The following is a 17,456-nucleotide window of genomic DNA, read 5'->3' as shown; positions in this document are numbered from 1 at the left end:
CGCGCACTGCCGCGTTATCCCTTGTCTCATCTCAGACAAGGGAGACGCAGCATGGGCGACATGGTTGAACTGACATTGGATGATATCCGGAACCTTAGCCTTTCCATCTTGGCCAAATCGGGATTTGGTCCGGAACATGCGGCAGCAATTGCCGATACATTGACAACTTGTCAGGTCGACGATTGCCAATCTCATGGGCTGTTTCGCCTGTTCATGTGCAACGACACCATGAAAGCGGGCAAGATTGACGGGCATGTGGCCCCGGTCGTTGCGCCTTCCGACAATGCCATTGTTCGCGTCGACGCGCGGGGGGGGATGTCGTTGCTGGCGTTCCGCGAAGCGTTGCCTGTACTGATCGAAAAGACCCGCACCCACGGTATCGCGGCAATGGCAATCAACAGATGTTTTCACTTTTCGGCGCTCTGGCCCGAGGTGGAACAATTATCCTCCAATGGTCTGGCTGCCATGGCGATGGTGCCCAGCCACAGCTGGGTCGCACCAGCCGGAGGAACACGGGGTAGTTTGGGTACGAACCCCTTGGCATTCAGCTGGCCGCGTTTGGGAAAAGATCCATTCACGTTTGATTTTGCAACCAGCGCCTTTGCCCGCGGTGAGATTGAACTTTATCGCCGGGCGGGGAAACCCCTGCCCGAAGGCGTCGCCATAGACAAATATGGAAATCCGACCACTGATCCGCAGACCGCGATGGAGGGCGCGATGCTCACCTTCGGCAGTTACAAGGGCTCGGCCTTGTCGATCATGATCGAGTTGTTGGCCGGTCCGTTGATCGACGACCTGACCAGCCTGGAAAGCATGGAATTTGCGGAAGGCCAAGGCGGAGCGCCCTATCATGGCGAGGTCATTCTGGCGTTTGACGCCGCACAGTTCAGCGGTGGTCGTGCCGCAGCAAATGATGAGCGCGCCGAACGCTTGTTTGACGACATCGTCGATCAAGGCGCGCGTCTGCCGTCGCAAAGACGTTTCGAGGCGCGAGCGCGCAACACGACCCGCGGTTACGTTGAGATCGCAAAATCCCTGCACGACGATTTGCTGGTTTTGGCCGAACAGGCTTAACGACTTCGATCTTCTCTTTCCCTTGGCGGTACGGCTGGCTAAGAAGTTCCTCCCAAGTGAATTCAGGAGGCCCCTTTGGACCGCATCGCCCGCACCATCGCCACCGAAATCAACGCCCGTCCCGAACAGGTCGGTGCAGCGGTCAAATTGTTGGACGAAGGGGCCACGGTTCCGTTCGTGGCGCGGTACCGCAAAGAGGCGACGGGTGGGTTGGATGACACGCAGCTTCGAACTCTGTCGGAGCGCCTGACTTATTTGCGCGAATTGGAAGCGCGGCGCGAGACCATCCTGAGCTCGATCAAGGATCAGGGCAAGTTGACGGATGATCTGACGAAATCCATTGCACGAGCGGACACCAAAGCGCAATTGGAAGACATCTACCTGCCCTACAAACCCAAGCGTCGCACCAAAGCGATGATCGCACGCGAAAACGGCTTAGAGCCTCTTGCCGACGCAATTCTGCAAGACCGTTCAGCTGATCCCGAAGGGCTGGCAAAAAGTTACATCGGCGATGCGGTTCCCACGACAAAAGATGCGTTGAATGGCGCGCGGGACATAATCACTGAACGGCTGACCGAAAACGCCGCACTCCTGGGTGAATTGCGCGGCTTCATGCAGCGCGAGGCGTTGCTGTCCGCAAAAGTGATCGAGGGAAAACAGCAAGAGGGTGCAAAGTTCAGTGACTACTTCGATCACTCGGAGCTTTGGTCAAAGACCCCATCGCATCGCGCGCTGGCAATGTTGCGGGCATCGAAAGAGGGTATCGTAACGCTGGACATCGCCCCCGAACCCGAGGCTGGCGCTGCTCGCGCCGAAGCCATGGTGGCCGCTCATCTTCAAACGCGCAGCGATGCGCCGGGCGACAAATGGCTGCGAAAGGTTGCCGGCTGGACCTGGCGGGTAAAGCTGTCCCTTTCAATGATGGTCGAACTGATGTCCGAATTGCGCAGCCGCGCCCAGGACGAGGCAATTCTTGTTTTCTCTCGCAATCTCAAGGACTTACTGTTCTCAGCCCCTGCCGGAGCACGAGCCACATTGGGCTTGGACCCAGGGATTCGCACAGGCGTTAAAGCCGCTGTTGTTGATGGCACGGGAAAGGTGATTGCGACGGACACCCTGCACCCATTCCAACCCAAAAATGATTTGCGCGGATCACAGGCGGCGATCCTGAACCTGATCTCAACTCACAAGATTGAACTCATCGCAATCGGCAACGGCACGGCGAGCCGCGAAACCGAAAAAATGGTTGCTGACACCCTGAAGCTGTTACCGAAAACCGTCAAAGCCCCAACCAAGGTTGTAGTTTCCGAGGCCGGAGCTTCGGTCTATTCGGCATCAGAATTAGCGGCGCGTGAATTCCCGGATCTGGATGTATCGCTGCGGGGCGCTGTTTCGATTGCCCGGCGCTTACAGGATCCTTTGGCAGAGCTGGTAAAGATCGAACCGAAGTCCATCGGCGTCGGACAATACCAGCACGATGTTGACCAGCATCGCCTGTCACAGTCGCTGGCGTCGGTGATTGAGGATGTGGTGAATGCTGTGGGCGTAGATCTGAACACGGCTTCTGCCCCCCTCCTCTCACATGTTTCAGGTCTTGGGCCCGGGCTTGCAGAAGCCATTGTCACGCATCGTGATCTGAACGGGGCATTCCAGTCCCGCAGTCAGTTGCTGAGTGTCGCGCGCCTTGGACCGCGCGCTTACGAGCAATGCGCAGGCTTTTTGCGAATTCGGGACGGTGTGGAGCCTTTGGATGCGTCCTCGGTGCATCCAGAAGCCTACGATGTTGCGAAACGGATCGTATCCGCCTGTGGCCGGGATATCCGCCAAATCATGGGACATGATGGAGCGTTGAAGGGACTGCGTGTCGAACAGTTTGTGGATGAAGATTTTGGTCTTCCGACTGTACGGGACATTTTCTCAGAGTTGGAAAAGCCTGGTCGTGATCCACGCCCCAGTTTTGTTACTGCATCATTTACCGATGGGGTCGAAGAGATTACTGATCTGAAACCCGGAATGGCGCTGGAGGGGACGGTCACCAACGTCGCCGCGTTCGGCGCCTTTGTCGATGTCGGCGTTCATCAGGACGGTCTTGTCCATGTCAGTCAGCTTGCAGATCGATTTGTTAAAGACCCGCACGAGGTTGTAAAAACGGGTCAGGTGGTTAAGGTTACAGTTGTCGAGGTGGACGCGCAGCGCAAGCGCATTGGTCTGACCATGCGTAGGGATGGCGGGGCTTCGTCGCGTCAAAGAGACGTTGCTAAGGGCTCAGACAAACACTCCCGCCGCGCAAAAGAAAATAAAGCGCAATACGCAAAATCCAGCAATAATGCGCATCACAGCGCGCTTGGTGACGCTCTAAAATCAGCGTTAAAAAGACAGTAGTCTAATAAGGGCTATTCTGAGTCACCGATTATGTAAATGCGTCTGGTTCCAGTTCCTCCCAGAATTCAAAAATCTTTGTAGCGTTCAAGCCTGATCGCCACCCGTGAGCTCGGAAATGTTCTCGGTCGAGATCATTATCCAGGCCAGACAAGAACAATCGCTTGTCGGCGTCGCGTTGCGTTGGGTTTCGCCGCGAAACCAACTCCTCGACAATTTCCAACCGCCGTGCACGTTTGGTCCGCTCTGCAGCCCTCGCTTCATATTCCTTGTCCTGTAGCTCCAGTTCGGCAGCTCTGCGTTTTGCAGCTTCGATAACCGCTGGTTCAGGATCAACTGGCATTTCTTTTTCCGGCACCTGATAGTTGTCCCTCAAGGCAGCGGACAGAAAACCCAGGGTCGACTTTACGCCATCCTTTCCCTGGACGTAGTTCAGCTTTTCCCGAACGTAGTCCGCGCCGTGCTCGGATATCCACTGACGCGCCAACCTGTCAGATACGCCCTGCTTACGCAGTGTTTTGTAAATCGTCAGATTGCGAACGCCATCTTCGTCATCAATCTCGAACATAGCTTTTTGCGGGTTCCCCTTAATCAAGAACCTAATATCTGTGACTGTGCGTCCCTTTTTTTGAAACTCCGGCTCAATGAGAATGTCTGAGCTTTTATTCACTTCAGCGACGGCTGGCTTGATGATCTTGGCGTTAAGATGTTTGAAGCTGCCATAATAGTCACTCCCGTCGACGCCCATAAGCTTTCTGAAGACGTCCAACGCCAGCCACCCCGTCGAACCTGTCCGCACAAACCGATAGCAGTTCTCATAGAGCGCTAAGCCATGCCCAGAACTGAAATTTCGTTGGATCTGAACATTTATCAGGGCATAAATTTTCGGATCATAAAGTTTCTGTGCCAGAGCTGGTGAGTAGGCATATTCGCAAATACCATTTTTAAGCTTTGCAAAACTCAACAAGGACGAAACACCCCATTCTTGGCGCCCCTGCTCGTCCAACATATCCCATTCAGCAACCGTTTCGGCCAACGCGCGCAGGCTTGCACGCAGGGTGTCAAAGTCGTTTGAATTGTAACCCACCATCATCGCCAGTGTTCGAGCGTCAATTGTATGGGTTTGCGCGGACGTCAGCGCATCATACGCGTTCAGCAGCAACACGTTCGACAACTTGCGTTGTAGCAGTGTCAACTTGCCGCTGATGTGAATCGCCGCGACGTTCTTCTTAACGGTCTCACGGCGCAACGCGCCTGTGAGACTATCCATATCTGTCTGTGTATCCGGCATGATTCTGCCTGGCTGCTCGTTTGCTTATTAGTTGCATGATAGGTACCTGAGTTGCAAACTAATTTGGGTGCCCAAATTCAGGATGGGTGTAATCCTGTGAACGGGTACCTTTCTTAACGGGGCCTAGAGTTATCCACAGAAACGCGTGATCTGAGATTCTCTCGAAGCGAAGGGAACGGAAAGTTCCTCGCACTGGCCCCCTATTTAGAGCCGTTTTCAGCGCGATTTGCACCGTCCTGAGAATCGGCTCCCAGAAAACCGTAGTCTGGTACTACAGGACCTGCAATTGGGCACCTATGGACCTGCAAATAGGTACCCTAGATCCTGTAAGTGGTTACCTTTTGGTATCTAACGAATTGTATTTATTATGTTTTCCAGACCTAAAGATTCTAAATATTACAAATAAACTAAACGATTTGTTGCGTTCTTTTCCATTAATTCTTCGAGTTTCGTGGCGAAACCAGCTGATAGCAGCAATTTCTGTGGAAAAACCGACGCTGAGGATAGCCACCCGTGCAAATGTTCGCTACATTCCGCCATATACGCTGGCAAAGCGAACATTATATGAGGCACCGACAGTGAATAAAACCAACCAACCTCCCCTGCCCCCTTACCTTAATCTCGATCCGGAAAGTGCCGCAGCCAAGTTACCTGATCCTATCGGAACTTCACGATTCGCCAAAGCAGCGACGTTCTGCGCTAAAGGCCGGGAAGATTTAGCTCGGAGAGGTTATGCGCCGGACGGCGAGAAACGGTTACGTCGTTTCTCCATCTGGGAGATCACTAAGTACCTAATTCCGGTAGCGCCTGCTCACCTGAGACGGGTTCTCAAAGCTAACCCAGACCTTCCTCAGGGAGAAGGAGAAGCAGGATCCAAATGGTTTACTCTTGAAGAAGTACTAACCCTCCGGAAGCACTTTGCTGCGGAAGGTGTTAGCACCAAGGAGTACTTACCATATCGCCCTGATGGCCTGCCTGCCAAAGTGGTCTCAGTAGCGAACTTCAAAGGGGGTGTCGGTAAAACGTCAACCGCAGCACACCTGGCTATGTCTGCAGCGCTGGATGGGTACAAAGTTCTTGTCGTCGATTTGGACAGCCAGGGATCAATGACATCAATTCTCGGCGGAAGAGTAACAGACGAGTGGCAAACCGTGTTTCCTCTTATAGCCAAGGATTACGCGAAGGCTGTTCAAGAAGAGAACCGCGTCAGACAGGTCGGTGGCCAGGCCGAAATTCCCTTGGATGAGACGCTGCAGGAAGCGTTAAAGACAACGCCAAGTGACGTTATTCAGAAAACACATTGGCCTAATATCGACCTCATCGGTGCTCAATTGAATTTATACTGGGCTGAGTTCCAGATCCCAGTGTGGCGCATGGGGCTCAGAAGTTGGCCTTTGTGGGATGGTCTTACAAATTTTCTGGAGGATGAGGGTGTCCTCAACGATTATGACATCGTTTTCGTTGATACCCCTCCTGCACTTGGGTACCTAACAATTAACGCTTTGGCTGCTGCGGACATTCTTCTGGTCCCGCTAGGTGCGTCTTTCCTTGAGTTCGACTCAACGGGCAGGTTCTTCGACATGCTCTACACGACTTTTGCAAGCATAGAAGATGGAGAAAACGCTGCACAACGGGCGGCTGGGTTACCAGAGTTGAAGTTCGAATGGGATGTAGTGCGGGCAATTATCACACGATTTGATGCGAGCCAGCAAACGGATATGGCCAACGTCATTCAGGCGTACTTCGGAGACTTCATGAATGCCTACCGGCAAGACTTCACCGCTTTGGTCGGTCAGGCTGGCGAACAGGTAAACGGGATTTACGAGGCCGACTACCGCGATTTTAACCGCGAGACCTATGTTCGTGGGCGCGAAACTTTTGATCGCACCTATGCCGAGTTCAAAGAAGTTCTCATAGGCTGCTGGTGGCGTGATGCCCAAGTGGGAGGAGAGTCGAATGGCTAAACGTAGAAGACTTGCTGTTCCAAAAACAGAAGAATTGGAAGAGTTGGAGGCGGGTTTCGCGGCGAAACCTTCATTGAACCCGTTTGAAGGTACAACATCGGCACCACCGATTGCTCAGGTGGCCGCTGAAGCTGCCAGCTTAAGCGGAATGACAACAGTCACGGATCGGGTCGAATTGGCCAAAGATCAAAACGACGCTGCACGCTGGCGGGACGCACAGGATGCTGGTTTGGTGGCCGAAATGCTGCCAATTGACTTGATTGATGCCGAGTATATCCGCCGCGATAGGATGGTCGAAGACGAAGAAGCTATGGCTGAACTCCTAGAATCTCTTCGAAATAACGGGCTTCGAACACCCATTGAGGTGACGCGTGAAGGCGACGGCTTTGGTCTTATCTCTGGGTTCAGGCGTTTGGATGCATTTCGTCGACTGGCCAAGACCGATAGTCAGTTCGCGTCCATTCCGGCCTTCGTACGGGGAATAGGGTCGGGGCAGGGGGCATACGTCTCGATGGTTGAGGAAAATGAGCTGCGCTCCAACCTCAGTCCCTATGAGCGCGGGCGCATAGCAGTATTGGCGGTAGGGCAGGGCATATTCGAGTCAACGGAAGCCGCAGTCGACGTTCTATTTGCGGCAGCCTCAAAGGCCAAAAGATCGAAAGTTCGCAGCTTTGCTATGGTCCATGAAGCGCTTGGTGATTTGCTGAAACATCCTGTTGCGCTTTCAGAAAAAGCGGGTTTGAAAATCGCGTCTGCGCTACGCGGAGGTGCTCAGACTAGACTTCGCCAGGCTCTTGCAGAAGCCGATGTAATGGACCCAAAGACTGAATGGGACGTTCTTGAAAACGCGATGAACTCGTCCCCATCGCCTGCGACCAAGAAAGCCCGTGGAGGGCGTCCGCAGCAAGTCAAACCGTTGATCCCGGTTAAGTTGGCCGGAGGCGGTACCATTCAGGCCGAGCTGTCACCAGATGAAGTTCGTATTCGGGTTCGTTTACCGGGAGTTTCTGAAGAGGATGCTCAGGAACTGATCGAACAAGTCGCGCGTCACCTCGGCTAATCTTGTTGCGAAACCGAGAACAGCAGCGGTTGTTGTCGGTTTTCACTCATAGTTTCCTTGTAGACCGGGTAGAACAGCTTCATGGATATCTATGTTGTGCGCAAAAGTACCATTTAATGATCATTGCGATTTTGGAGTGCATACTTTACAAGGTTTGGCGCAAGCTGTTGAATAGGCCAGCGCCAGCCTAATTCTTGACACCAGGCTCAGACGCAAGCTTTGGCCATTGGCGCTCGGGAATTCAGAGAGAAAATAGCCGTGGGTGTATTTCCGCTGAAAGTCAGTTCATGATTTCCGTCAAGAGTGCGCAGGGACCGGAAGACGTTTTCGGCATTGTCAATTTGTTTGGTTGATCTCCGTTAGTCAAAAATTAGGACGTGAAGAAACCGGCCTGTATGTCGCGCCTGAAAGACTACTGCTCCCTCGCGAGATTAACGTCACGCAATCTGGCCCTGCCATCGCTTCGCCCTCAGTAAAACGGATCTTAAGTATCTCCTCTTCGAACGTGGCCTGTCAGTAAATCGCGAAACAATTCAGAAAACGGCAAATCACCTTGGCCACCATTTTCCAGTTCCATCCGGCGAAAGAGGTCCGGAGCGGTCGACAAATGGTATCTCGATGAAGTGGTCATCCTGATCCGTGGCGGGAACTAATAGCTCTTGCAAACGGTGAGAGCAAAAGGGGATGTACTCGATGCCCCCGTTGATCAAAGCTGAAACGCGAGAAGTCAATGAACTGCTTCAAATCACCCGGTCATGCCCAGAGGTGTCTTGCCGCTCACGAACAACTCAATACAGTATTTAGCCTCCGCCGCTACCGTCCCTCCAGCATCTCCTACTGCTACGCGAGGACAGATGCGCTCGGCCTCTGGGATATAGATGCATCGAAAAGGCCGCCTGAATGAATTGGCTTCTAGCTTCGCAAAATTCGTTGCATATGAAACAAAGCCGTCTTATAGTTTCGTATGCAACTAGACTCCTTTTTCCCGTATCGTCTCGCCGTGGCATCTGAGGCGTTCTCAAGAAAGCTGACTGAAGTTTACCAGCGCGAGTTTGGGTTATCGCGGGAGGAGTGGCGCCTGCTATTTCTGCTTGCCAACGCCAAAAACCTGACTTCTCTTGAACTTACCCAACGCACTACTCTGGATAAGGTCCAGGTCAGTAGGGCGGCGCAGAGGCTTGACGATAAAGGTCTGATAACCCGCGCGATCTCCGAAGAAGATCGTCGGATCAGGGTCTATCACTGTACGCCGGAAGGTCTCCGACAGTTCGAAAAGCTACTGCCACAAGTCGATGCTTGCGCGCAGGGGATGCTAAATTCTATGTCAGCCGAGGATCGAGCTGCACTTGATCGAGGCGTTACTGCGCTTCTCAAAGCCGCAACGGAAACATAGTAACCCTTCAGGCTCCGCCAAGGCCGTTCTGGCGCACTTTAATCCATCCTGAGTGCGGGGTGTAACCTTCCGATGCGGGCCACATTTTACTGTCTTAAGTGCGCCGGATGAGCGCCCTAGTCATGTCATGGGGCGTCGGGCTGGTTTTCTGGTCGGGCAGCGTCAAATGCAGGATGCGCCAGAGCGCGCTCCTCAATCTCAAGAAGCCGGGGAAATGGGTTCATGTCGACGCCCCAGCGATGTGCGTTGTACAGCTGTGCGACAAGGCAGATATCGGCCAGGTCCGGTCTTTCGCCAAAACTGAAGGTGGAGTTCTCAGCCAAAAGCGCCTGGTAGGCATGGAATCCTTCGGTCATCCAATGCCGGAACCACTCGATACCGTCCTCGGCCGTAAGCCCGTAGCGAGTCTTCAGATGCGTGGTCACCTTAAGATTGTTAACCGGATGAATGTCCATTGCGATCGTATGGGCGGCAGCCTGGACCTGAGCGCGTTTGAACGGATCTGCCGGTAGGAGCGGGGGGTCGGGTATGGTGGCGTCAAGATAGTCGATGATCGCAAGCGATTGGGTAAGCACACGGCCATCCTTGAGGGCCAGCGTAGGAACGCCCTTGCCGGGATTCAGCGCGACGTAATCCTGTGCGCGCTGTTCTCCGGCAACAAGGTCGACGGGGATCGTTTCGTAGGAAACACCTTTGAGATTCAGCACGATCCGGACCCGGTAAGAGGTCGTTGAACGCCAATAGCTGTATAGTTTCATAACGCTTTTGTTCTATTGTTGACCGGTTCAGGTCCAGTAGAAGGTCGGTCCCCACGCCGGAAAATCATCCGGCGCGGGCAGCCAGTCAGGCGGTTTTGTTGAGCTCTTTCGCGTGCAACCAATCGGCGTGTTTCGGAGCTTTCTTGGTTTTTGACCAATCCTCCAACATCAGCCATTTTACTTCGTCCATGCGTTTCAGCATCACTTCTTCTTCCGGATCTGGGCAGGCCAATTCGATACGATGGCCGGAGGGATCGAAAAAGTAGATGGAATGGAAAATCGAATGGTCGGTCACGCCGAGCACTTCGACACCGTTTGCCTCCAGATGGTCTTTGAACTGAATCAGCGTTTCGCGATCTTTTACCTTAAAAGCGATGTGCTGCACCCAGATGGGGGTATTCGGGTCCCGGCCCATCTCTGGCTTGGTCGGCAACTCAAAAAACGCGAGCACATTTCCGTCGCCGGCATCCAGAAACAGATGCATGTAGGGGTCGGGTTCATGCGTCGAAGGGACATGATCCTCGGCGATGGCCAGGATGAAGTCCATATTCAGCATCTTTCCATACCATTCGACCGTCTCTTTCGCGTCTTTGCAGCGGTAAGCAACGTGGTGGATCTTCTCTATTTTCATCGGTTTCTCCTTTCCGAGGCAGCAGTTTTTGGCGTCGGGGCGGCGCACGGGGCAGCCGTTCACATAAGCCCCACCAACCAGAGCGAAAGCGAGGGGACCAAGATGAGCAACGTCAGCCGCAGGATGTCCGCGATCCAGAAGGGCAGCACGCCGCGGAAGATGGTCCCGAGTGAGACATCCTGCAGTACACCCTTCAGCACGAATACATTCATGCCCACTGGCGGTGTAATCAAACTGATTTCTGTGGCCACGACGACGACAATTGCAAACCAGATCAACGCGTTTTCCGGATCGAGAAGCAGTTCGTTTGCAAACTCAAGCTCGAACATCAACGGGTAGAAGACCGGCACCGTCAGAAGGATCATCGACAGACTTTCCAGAACGCAGCCAAGCACCATGTACGTTGCGATGATAAACAAGATCACAGCCCAGACTGGTAACTCATTATCGATGATAAAACCCGACAGTGCGTCCGGCAAACCGGCATAGTTGATGAAGTTAGTGAAAAGTTCTGCGCCGATGATGACAGCAAAGATCATTGCCGTCGCTCGGATCGAATCCAGTGTGGCCGTGAAAAAGCCGCGCCATGTCATTGTCCTGAGGGCCAATGCAATCAGCACGGCTGCGCCTGCGCCCATCCCGGCGGCCTCGGTCGGAGTGAAGAAGCCACCATAAATGCCGACCATGATGAAAAGGAAGAGGCCCAACACGCAAAAGACACCCACGACGTCGGACCGGCTCATCGGTTCGGTGTTCTCTTCCTCCGGAGCCAGAGCGGGGTTGATCCGTACGGCCACCATAACCGCGCCAAGATAGAGCAGGACGCCAATGATGCCGGGCACGATTCCAGCGATGAAGAGCTTGGCGATATTGGTTTCGGTAAGCAGGCCATAAATGATCAGGATCACCGAGGGAGGGATCAGAATACCCAGCGTACCACCAGCGGCGATGGAACCTGTCGCCAGCCGATCATCATAACCAAAACGGCGCATGGAAGGCATTGCCACTTTTGACATCGTCGCTGCCGTGGCCAGCGACGAGCCGCAGACCGCAGAAAAGCCTCCGCAGGAAAAGACCGAGGCCATGGCTAGCCCGCCGCGCAATCTGCCAAAAAGCCGATCAGCACCTGCAAACAGGCCGTGAGCTACGCCTGAACCGGCCAATACGTTCCCCATGAAGATGAACAGAGGGATGACCGAAAGGGAATAAGACAAAGAAGTGTCAAAGGCCACTTGACCTGTCATAGCCCAGGCCGGTTCCCAGCCGCGCATGAAGGCGAAACCGAAGCCACCAACGGCCGCCATTGCGAATGCAATGGGTACGCGCAGCAGAATGAGACCCAGAAGGATCGCAAAGCCGATCAGAGATTCAATCATGGCGCGCTCTCCAGGTGGTCTTTGTCAGTCTCGTGCTCGACGGGTGGCTGCAATCCACGCAGAAAAGCGATGAATGCCGAAACCATGCATGAAACGCCGGCCAGGTAACCGAATGGCGCCAACGGAATCTCTAGCGCATTGGTCACCGCGCCATCATGGGCCGCCTTGGCCGCATGGGTGAAAAGACGCCAGGCGAAGGTGGCCAGCAGCGCCGCGGAAAACAGGCCCGCAAAGGCCGACATGAGACGTTGGGCCTTACGTCCAAGCGCAAGATTCAGCAGGTCTACTTCGACATGCTCGCGGCGTTCTGTTGTAAGTGGCAGAGCCAGAAAAACTAGTGCTGCCAGCAGAATTTCAGTGAGTTCGAAGGCGCCGGAAAGCGGCGCGTTGAACAGGTAGCGGCCAACCACATCCACACAAGTGATGAGGACGATGCTGAACAGGATCAGCGCAGCTCCGACACCCAGCGATCTGTCGAGCAGCAATCCGATGTCCAGCCCCTCTTCGGGGGGCTGGTCGGGGAAACGATGGCGAAGCCGCTCCATTGATCAGAAGTCCACGCCAGCTTGCTTGCGCATTTCTTCCAGTGCTGCCGCCCCGTCATAGCCGTCCGCCGAGATGGCTTCGGACCACGCTGTTTCGGCATCTGCTGCCTGGGATTTGATCGCATCAACGACTTCGGCTGGCGCTTCGTAGATTTCGATCCCGGCCTTTTCGGCCGCGGCGCTGCCTTTCTCGTCTGCACCAACCCAAGCTTCGCCAACTAGTGTGGCAAAGGCTTCGCCGGAAATCGCCTCGATGGCCGCCTGATCCTCTTCAGAGATCTCGTTCCATTTGTCTTCGTTCATGACCATGAACCAAGTGGTGTTGTAGATGCCGCCGGGGACTTGCATCGTGTACTTGACGTCTTCGGTCAGCTTGAACGCAGCCAGAGCATCGTACGGGAACGTCACGCCGTCGATCACACCGCGCGAGAGCTTTTCATAAACCTCACCCGAAGACATGAAGAGCGTTGTGGAGCCGAGACCGGACATCAGATCCGAGATATAGCCGCCGGGTACGCGGATCTTCAGGCCTGCGAAATCGTCCGTTGTCTCGATCTTGCGGACATTGTTGTGCAACATGCCTGGGCCGTGCACAAAAAGCCCGAGAAGCTTGGTGCCTTCATGTTCTTTCTGCGCCTCCAGTGGGCCGGAATAGACATTCCAGAACGCCTTAGACCCGGCAACAGCGTCGTCACCGATGAACGAAAACTGCCCGATCCGCGAGCGGGTGAAACGGTCGTCGGTGGTGAATGAATGAAGGCCGTAGGTGATGTCGGCAATACCTTCGGCAGCCATGTCGTAATGCGCCGGAGGCGGGCCCATGGGCTTTGCAAGAACACGTACAGTTACGCGACCATCGGTGACTTCTTCCACCTGTTTGGCCCAGGGTTTGATCGCGTCAACCACGATTGGGTGGCGTGGCGGCAGCCAACTTGAAAGCGCCAGCTTGGTTTCGGCCGCGGCCGTTGTCGCGATGGACATTGCAACGGTTGCAATGCCGGCGAGCAGCATGGTGTTGCCCTTTAGTTTGATGTTCATGGTTTCCTCCCTTGGATTACGTGATGTCTGCGGTCCTCAGCGCCTGGCTCAGGACGTCGCGGTCGCCGATATGGTTGGCCAAAATCAGAATTAAACGCGCGTTGATCGCATCGCTTTCTTCCTTGCTCTTGCCCTCGTGGGTGGCCAAAAGTTCGGCGTAGAAATCGTCAGTTCCGTCAATATTGGGGGTCAGGATCAGGTCGTTCATTGGTTTGCCTCCTTGCCAATGGCACGGTGCAAGGCCGCGCGCATAAGGGGCTCGTTGAATTCTGCTCGACGGGCCGCGACATGCTGGTCGGGGCGGATCAGGTAGACTGCAGAAGTGGCTTCGCCGAGGTAGCGTTTCTTGAGTTGACCAGTCGGGTCGTCGCGGGTCGAGAGCGCCAGCCGACGCGCGACGACCCCATCTTCTTCCAGAACGTCCGGTGCTTCTGTATCGATTGTCAAAAGAATGAACTTGTCGCCAAGTTTAGAGAGCAGGAATTCGTCGCCTAAAGGCGCATCAGGGCAGGGAGCCCCTGGCTGGGTCCGCTCGGGACCGCCCGCAAGTGCATCGGCTGAATTGAGCCGTGATCCACTGTAAACACAAGGGACCGAAAGCCTGCCCGAATTCACCATCGGTCGCGCGAATTCATAGGTTCCGCTCAGGCTTAGGACCGCATCGCGGAAAATCTGGCTGGTTTCAGATTTCGGTGTGATGAAATCGGTAGAGCGGGTGGAGTTCAGGATGTTCTCATCCGCGCCATGGATGCGTTCGTCGTTGTAAGTTTCAAGCAGGCTTTCCGGCGCTTTGCCTTGAATTACCAACCCTAGTTTCCAGCCGAGGTTGTCGACATCCTGCATACCGGAATTGGCACCGCGCGCACCAAAGGGCGAGACCTGGTGTGCCGCATCGCCAGCAAAAACCACCCGACCAGAACGGAAGCTTTCCATTCGTTTGCATTGGAATGTGTAGATCGAGGACCAGACCATTTCATAGTCCACGTCCCCCAGCATCGCATCCAACCGTCGGCGGATATTCTCTTCTTTCAGTTCTTCCTTTCGGTCCACATCCCAGCCAATCTGAAAATCGATCCGCCAGACATCGTCAGGCTGCTTGTGCAAAAGGGCAGAGGCACCCGAACCGTGTGTTGGCTCGAACCAGAACCAGCGTTCGGTGGGAAAATTCAGATCGCCTTTCAGTTTGATATCGGCGATCAGAAAGCTGTCCTCGAAGACGCGGCCGCTGAAATCAAGTCCGAGCATCCCGCGCAGCGGTGAATTTGCACCATCACAACCGATCAGCCAATCGGCTTCCAGCGTATAGGGTCCGTCTGGTGTCATCACCGTCAAAACGACGTGATCGTCGAGCACCTGGACCTTGTCGACACGGTTTTTACCGCGCAACTGGATCGGGGCACCCTCGTCTTGCAACTCGCGCAGGCGGTCGATCATATACTGTTCGAAATAAGGTTGTTGAAGGTTGATGAAGGCGGGGTATTTATGCCCGTCCTCCGGCAGCAGATTGAATTCGAACACTTTATCGTCGCGGTGGAAAACCTTGCCGAGATTCCAGACGACTCCCTTGTCGAGCATCGGCTCACCACAGCCATAGCGATCCGCGACTTCCAGGCACCGCTTTGCGAAACAGATGGCCCGGCTGCCCATACCGATACCTTCATGGTCATCAAGAACCACGACAGGAACATCCTGACGACCGAGGTCAAGCGCGGTGGCGATCCCGATCGGGCCCCCGCCCATGACTACGACCGGGTAGCGTACCGGCGCGTCCAGATCCTGATCCGGCGACTTTTCGTATGGATAGCTTTTGTAAGCCAGCTTGTAACGGTCATCGAACATCGAAGAATCCCCTCCCTTCAGGCGTTCAACCCTGCAGTTGCTCCCACATTTCCAAGTCGCGTTGCGCCGTCCAGATGCGCGGCGTGTCGATGCCGCGCGCCTCGTCATAAGCGCGCGCTACGTTGAACGGCAGGCAGTGTTCGTAGATGGCGTAGTCCGCGAATTTCGGGTCGCAGGCGTCCCGAACAGCGTCCCAGGCCTCTTTCAGAGTTCCACCGCGCGCCGCAATTTTCGCCGCGGGAAGATAGGTGCTCTCGACGAAGTCCCGGGTGGACTCGATTGCCGCCTCAACCATGTCTTTGCCGATCAGCGCATCCCCGCGACCCGGTGCAATGGCGTCAACATCGAATGCAGCGATATTGTCGAGCGTGCCGCCCCAATCGTTGAAATGACCGTCACCGCAGTAGCAGGCCGAATGGTATTCGACGATGTCACCGGTAAACATGACATTCTGGTCAGGGACATGAATGACAATGTCACCTGCAGTGTGGGCACGTCCGAGATGCATCAGGTCAACGCGCCGGTTGCCAAGATAAACGCTCATGCGATCCCTGAAGGTGGTCGTGGGCCAAGTAAGCCCCGGAATGCTTTCATGGCCTTCGAACAGGCGCGGGAAGCGCTGAAATTCACTGTCCCAGTCTTCCTGACCACGCTCAACAACCTGTACCCGGGTTGTTTCGGACATTAGTATTTGATCCGCACCGTAGGCCGAAGCGCCAAGAACACGAACTGCGTGATAGTGGGTCAGCGCCAGGTGCGTGATCGGTTTGTCGGTTACCTCACGGACTTTCTCGATCACCTTGTTTGCCAGCCGTGGCGTTGCCTGCGCTTCGACGATCATTACGGCGTCATCACCGATGATCACCCCGGAATTGGGATCTCCTTCGGCAGTAAAGGCCCATAACCCTTCACCCACCTCGGTGAAGCTGATCGTTTTTTCAACCAAATCTCCCTGAGATGCGAATGCCTTAGCCATTGTGTTCTCCCAAAGTAATTTGCTTGCGACTCATGTCGTTTCATTTGCAACGACTATCGTTACAAATGAAACTAATGTCAATGCTGTTTCGTTTTGGAGCCATCGGTTTGAACGCCTCACTCAGAGAACAATCGAGTAGGGTTTCGCGAAGTATCTGGCCGAAAAACACGTTTTTTAGTTCGAGGTTCTTTGGAAGCCAGTACGCGCCTGGCCATTATCGAGTTTGCCAGTACGTCGAGATGGCTGAGTAGTCAGTTCTTTCCCAGTTACCCAAGGGTCTCGTGACCTGAAGATCTTCGTCGGGCAAAACCGGAATAGAAACGCCGGTGGAAATTCTACATGTTTGCACAATGTGAGTCAGAGGCTACCTCAGGGTGTCAAAGGTCTGCGTCCACCCGCATCCAGAACCCAGCAGTTGGTGCCTTCAAACACGGCAGCTGTAAGGGCGTGGCCATAGCCTGCTCCTGTATCCAGATTGATACGGTTGCCGTGATGTTCCGGCTCGGCCACATGGGTGTGGCCGTGAACCACCAGCCAGGGGTGAGGGGCCTTGAAGTCCAGAAACTCGTCGCGGATCCAAATCATGTCGTCTGGGTCCTGCTGGTTCAGCGGAACGCCGGGCCGGATGCCAGCGTGAACAAATAGCAGATTGTCCTCCAAATGGCGGGGCAGCAGCCCTAGCAGAAAGTTGATATGGGCCTGCGGAACCGCCGCTTTGGCGCGGGCGTGGATCTGAAAGATGCGGTCGTCCTCGACCACGTCGACCCCATAAGACTTCAACGTTTCGACCCCGCCGATCCGTGGATGCAGCCAATGATATCCAACGAGCAGCCGTGCGTCATTGCGAGGGTATTCCTCCAGAAACATGCCGCACATCTGGTCGTGATTGCCGCGCAGGAAGATCCAGTTACGGCCTTCCATCTTTCCCTGATTCAGTAAGTCCAGAACCCCACGGCTGTCGGGGCCCCGGTCTGTATAATCACCGATAAAGATAATTCTTGCGTCCGGGCCGCCATCCTGTTCGATCCGCGCCAGCGCATCCTGCAGCATTTCGAGCTGCCCATGTATATCTCCGATGGCATATATGGGATCGGGCATCGCGTTCTTTCCGGTTCAGAGGCTGATCTTCGGA

At 54.7% G+C, this 17,456-nt stretch carries 15 protein-coding genes; 5 read left to right on the top strand and 10 right to left on the bottom strand.

The genetic code is table 11. From position 1 onward, the window contains the following. Positions 1 to 51: 51 nt before the first annotated feature. Positions 52 to 1,074: an Ldh family oxidoreductase gene (locus ACR0AK_RS18820; protein WP_480794505.1), complete on the top strand. Its 1,023-nt coding sequence runs from the start codon at positions 52 to 54 to the stop codon at positions 1,072 to 1,074. Positions 1,075 to 1,149: 75 nt separating this feature from the next. After that, positions 1,150 to 3,456 (top strand): Tex family protein, encoded by a 2,307-nt coding sequence (locus ACR0AK_RS18815; protein WP_170560733.1) that lies wholly within the window; start codon positions 1,150 to 1,152, stop codon positions 3,454 to 3,456. A 28-nt stretch (positions 3,457 to 3,484) separates the two neighbouring features. Here the strand turns inward: ACR0AK_RS18815 and ACR0AK_RS18810 are convergent, their stop codons facing one another. Beyond that, positions 3,485 to 4,744 (bottom strand): replication initiation protein, encoded by a 1,260-nt coding sequence (locus ACR0AK_RS18810; RefSeq protein WP_480794504.1) that lies wholly within the window; start codon positions 4,742 to 4,744, stop codon positions 3,485 to 3,487. Between the two features lie 296 nt (positions 4,745 to 5,040). Between ACR0AK_RS18810 and ACR0AK_RS18805 the strand changes: the two genes are divergently transcribed. From ACR0AK_RS18805 to ACR0AK_RS18795, 3 genes are all read left to right on the top strand, one after another. Then, positions 5,041 to 6,708 (top strand): AAA family ATPase, encoded by a 1,668-nt coding sequence (locus ACR0AK_RS18805; RefSeq protein WP_480794503.1) that lies wholly within the window; start codon positions 5,041 to 5,043, stop codon positions 6,706 to 6,708. Continuing rightward, the gene (locus tag ACR0AK_RS18800) at positions 6,701 to 7,768 is read left to right on the top strand and encodes a ParB/RepB/Spo0J family partition protein (RefSeq protein WP_480794502.1); all 1,068 of its coding nucleotides are present in this window, start codon (positions 6,701 to 6,703) and stop codon (positions 7,766 to 7,768) included. The genes ACR0AK_RS18805 and ACR0AK_RS18800 overlap by 8 nt, the downstream gene beginning before the upstream one ends. A 964-nt stretch (positions 7,769 to 8,732) precedes the next feature. Next, entirely contained in the window at positions 8,733 to 9,161 is a 429-nt protein-coding gene (locus tag ACR0AK_RS18795; protein WP_170560729.1) for a MarR family winged helix-turn-helix transcriptional regulator, read from the top strand. Positions 9,162 to 9,286: 125 nt separating this feature from the next. Here ACR0AK_RS18795 and maiA read toward each other — a convergent pair whose 3' ends face one another. The 9 genes from maiA to ACR0AK_RS18750 all read right to left on the bottom strand — a co-directional run bounded on the left by maiA (position 9,287) and on the right by ACR0AK_RS18750 (position 17,422). Continuing rightward, positions 9,287 to 9,919 carry a maleylacetoacetate isomerase gene (gene maiA / locus ACR0AK_RS18790; RefSeq protein ID WP_480794501.1) on the bottom strand — a complete coding sequence of 211 codons (633 nt, stop codon included), beginning with the start codon at positions 9,917 to 9,919 and terminating at the stop codon, positions 9,287 to 9,289. Between the two features lie 85 nt (positions 9,920 to 10,004). Continuing rightward, positions 10,005 to 10,550: a VOC family protein gene (locus ACR0AK_RS18785; protein WP_170560788.1), complete on the bottom strand. Its 546-nt coding sequence runs from the start codon at positions 10,548 to 10,550 to the stop codon at positions 10,005 to 10,007. Between the two features lie 59 nt (positions 10,551 to 10,609). Beyond that, positions 10,610 to 11,926 (bottom strand): TRAP transporter large permease, encoded by a 1,317-nt coding sequence (locus ACR0AK_RS18780; RefSeq protein WP_170560727.1) that lies wholly within the window; start codon positions 11,924 to 11,926, stop codon positions 10,610 to 10,612. Continuing rightward, positions 11,923 to 12,471: a TRAP transporter small permease gene (locus ACR0AK_RS18775; RefSeq protein WP_480794500.1), complete on the bottom strand. Its 549-nt coding sequence runs from the start codon at positions 12,469 to 12,471 to the stop codon at positions 11,923 to 11,925. Before ACR0AK_RS18775 ends, ACR0AK_RS18780 begins: the two co-directional genes overlap by 4 nt. A 3-nt stretch (positions 12,472 to 12,474) precedes the next feature. Then, positions 12,475 to 13,509: a TRAP transporter substrate-binding protein gene (locus ACR0AK_RS18770; RefSeq protein WP_170560725.1), complete on the bottom strand. Its 1,035-nt coding sequence runs from the start codon at positions 13,507 to 13,509 to the stop codon at positions 12,475 to 12,477. A 16-nt stretch (positions 13,510 to 13,525) separates the two neighbouring features. Continuing rightward, the gene (locus ACR0AK_RS18765; protein ID WP_170560724.1) at positions 13,526 to 13,717 is read right to left on the bottom strand and encodes a DUF2783 domain-containing protein; all 192 of its coding nucleotides are present in this window, start codon (positions 13,715 to 13,717) and stop codon (positions 13,526 to 13,528) included. Next, the gene (locus ACR0AK_RS18760) at positions 13,714 to 15,348 is read right to left on the bottom strand and encodes an FAD-dependent oxidoreductase (protein WP_480794499.1); all 1,635 of its coding nucleotides are present in this window, start codon (positions 15,346 to 15,348) and stop codon (positions 13,714 to 13,716) included. Before ACR0AK_RS18760 ends, ACR0AK_RS18765 begins: the two co-directional genes overlap by 4 nt. A 25-nt stretch (positions 15,349 to 15,373) precedes the next feature. Then, entirely contained in the window at positions 15,374 to 16,324 is a 951-nt protein-coding gene (locus ACR0AK_RS18755; protein WP_480794498.1) for an MBL fold metallo-hydrolase, read from the bottom strand. Between the two features lie 369 nt (positions 16,325 to 16,693). Continuing rightward, entirely contained in the window at positions 16,694 to 17,422 is a 729-nt protein-coding gene (locus ACR0AK_RS18750; protein WP_480794497.1) for a metallophosphoesterase family protein, read from the bottom strand. Positions 17,423 to 17,456: the final 34 nt, after the last annotated feature.

Source organism: Ruegeria sp. BI12, from assembly GCF_056537985.1.
The sequence above is the reverse complement of the archived record's forward strand: the minus strand, read 5'-3'. Positions and strand labels throughout refer to the sequence as shown.